A 2,207-nucleotide genomic window follows, 5' to 3' on the forward strand; every position below is an offset into this window, starting at 1 on the left:
GAATATTACTGCTTTCACCGATATGCAACAGATGATCAAGGAAGAAGAGGTTGATGCGGTTATCATAACCACCCCTCATCCATTGCATAAGGAGCATGCCATTACTGCCTTGCAGGCAGGAGCCCATGTTCTGGTAGAGAAACCTATGGCACTGACCGTAAGCGAGTGTGATGCCATGATCGAGGTTGCAAGGCAAGAAAAGAAACAGCTTGCGGTTATCAGCCAACGTCGTTGGTTCCCCGCAAGTCAGCGAATCAGGAAGGCTATCGATGAGGGGAAACTTGGCACTCCCATGATCGGTCAGGTAACCATGCTGGGCTGGAGAGATGAGGAGTACTACAACAGTGACCCATGGAGAGGCAAGTGGGACAGTGAGGGTGGTGGTGTCTTGATAAACCAGGCGCCTCACCAGTTTGACTTGCTCTGTTGGTACCTTGGATCAGTCAAGGAAGTCTACGCACAGTGGGAGAACGTGAACCACCCATACATCGAGGTAGAGGATACCGCTGTTGGTACGGTACGGTTTGAGAGCGGTGCAATTGCCTCGATACTGGTATCGAACTCCCAAAAGCCTGGTATTCACGCCAAGGTACATGTCCACGGTTCAAGTGCTGCTTCGGCAGGAGTACAGACAGATGGCGGGGCGATGTTCATTGCAGGAAGAAGCGGAATAGCAGAGCCACCTGTAACTGATCTCTGGACCATTGAAGGTGAACAGCAGAATATTGGAATATGGAAGACAGAAGATACCAATCTCTTCAACTCAATCGATCCAGTTGCCTACTTCTTTACGCTGCAGATTGAGAACTTCACCCAGGCACTCTTGAAGAAAGGCCCACTTATCTCCTCTGGTGAGGAAGGAAGGGAGACCGTCAAGCTGATCGAAGGCATGTACAGGAGCCAGAGAGAAGGAAAACCTGTAAGGTATTAAACAGAAAGCCAAACTGGAGAAATCCCCACTATACCCCCCTTTCAATCGAGAGGGGGGCATTCTTCATCATCTAATCAAATCAGCCAGCTGCTCACCCAATATTTCTTGACAAATCATCAGTTTGGTATAGTATATACGTACATACATACATTTAGATACATTAGAGGATGAAGGAGCCAAACATGCCCACCTATACCCCTGCGCAGAAACCCACCATGTACTTTATCGGAGTGACTACCACCAAGTCATCAATCATGAAAGTATTTCCCAAATGGATGGAGCATTTTGGAATCGATGCCGAGCTGAAAGGGATCGACTTTGCACCACACTCCGCACCAGAAGCATACAGAGAAGCTGTCTCCTTCATTAAGAATGATCATCACTCCCTAGGAGCTTTGGTCACCACCCATAAGCTCGATTGTTACCAAGCAAGCAAGGACTTGTTCGAAGGAACTGGGCCCTACACCAAGTTACTGCATGAGGCGAGTTCCATCAGTAAACGGGGAAAAGAACTCTGGGCACACGCAAAGGACCCAATCACCAGTGGCCTTGCCTTGGAAAATCATATGCCCAAAGGATATTTCACCAAATTTGATGCTTCCATGCTTCTCTTGGGCGCTGGAGGCAGCTCACTTGCACTCAGTCTTTACCTGATCAACAAGGCAAAAGAGTCCGATGACGTTCCAAAGCACATCATCATTACAAACCGCAGTGAGAAACGATTGGAAGAGATGAAGGCTATCCATGCGACTCTGAAAAGCCCCATAGCATTCACGTATGAACTCTGTCCCACACCAGAGGAGAATGATGCTGTGATGCAGAGATTGCCAGAGGGTTCTCTCGTGATCAATGCAACAGGACTTGGAAAGGATGGCCCAGGCTCCCCTCTTCCTGATAACGCACACTTCCCCAAGAATGGATATGTTTGGGAGTTCAACTACCGGGGTGAGCTGCAGTTCCTCAGCCAGGCAAAGGCAGCACAAGAAGAAAAAAAGCTTACCATCGTGGATGGTTGGCAGTATTTCATATATGGATGGACACAGGTCATTGCAGAGGTCTTCCATATTGATATCCCTGTCAGCGGCCCCGCATTCGACACCATCTGTGATATCGCATTGAAAGCAATAAAATAATCAGGAGGAATGATAAAAAGTCAGTAGGTGGTTACTGAGGCTCTGTCTGAAGGGTGTATCATTATAGATACAAGGTTGGAAGACAGAGTAGGTGCAAGTTCGACATGTTTGATGGTCGTAAGAGGCCGATTAGGAGAATGAAG

Annotated in this window: 2 protein-coding genes; both read left to right on the forward strand. The window is 48.0% G+C overall.

What is annotated here, in order from left to right; genetic code table 11:
• A partial coding sequence (locus JF818_RS15890; protein ID WP_198893021.1) for a Gfo/Idh/MocA family protein occupies positions 1-931 on the forward strand: 931 nt, incomplete at its 5' end.
• Between the two features lie 182 nt (positions 932-1,113).
• Positions 1,114-2,064, forward strand: coding sequence for a shikimate dehydrogenase (locus tag JF818_RS15895; protein ID WP_198893022.1), 951 nt, complete (start codon positions 1,114-1,116; stop codon positions 2,062-2,064).
• Positions 2,065-2,207: the final 143 nt, after the last annotated feature.

Source organism: Sphaerochaeta sp. S2 (assembly GCF_016406725.1).
Lineage (GTDB): Bacteria > Spirochaetota > Spirochaetia > Sphaerochaetales > Sphaerochaetaceae > Sphaerochaeta.

Excerpts from the sequence above, each read along its gene's own strand:
- JF818_RS15895 (WP_198893022.1), top strand. The coding sequence starts at position 1,114 with ATGCCCACCTATACCCCTGCGCAGAAACCCACCATGTACTTTATCGGA.